The organism is Tritonibacter sp. SIMBA_163, from assembly GCF_046535935.1.
Lineage (GTDB): Bacteria > Pseudomonadota > Alphaproteobacteria > Rhodobacterales > Rhodobacteraceae > Epibacterium > Epibacterium scottomollicae.
In genome coordinates, this window is the sequence record NZ_JAWJBP010000375.1 from 1 (window position 1) to 276 (window position 276).

Consider the following 276-nt stretch of genomic DNA (forward strand, 5'->3'; position numbering starts at 1 on the left):
GTCCTGGTGGCACTGATAGAGCAGCAAGGCGAAGTGGTTAGTACGGCTGATTTGCGGCGCATGATATGGGGCAACAGCCCTGGTAATGAGGCCGGGCCTAAACAGTGCATCCGCGAATTGCGCCGAATGTTGGTCGACAACGCCAAAGACACCGGGCTAATTGAGACAGTGGGCCGCCGGGGCTACCGACTGACGCGTCCGATCCCGCTGATCGGCGATGCATATGAAGATCACGTGGCGGCGTCGACAGTGTGCTGCCTCGGAAGGGACAAGGAG

1 protein-coding gene is annotated in these 276 nt (G+C 59.8%); it reads left to right on the forward strand.

Annotation, left to right across the window (positions count from 1 at the left end; genetic code table 11):
- Nucleotides 1–6: 6 nt before the first annotated feature.
- Nucleotides 7–276: winged helix-turn-helix domain-containing protein (locus tag R0J92_RS22780; RefSeq protein ID WP_411053338.1), on the forward strand; the 270-nt coding region annotated here is incomplete at its 3' end.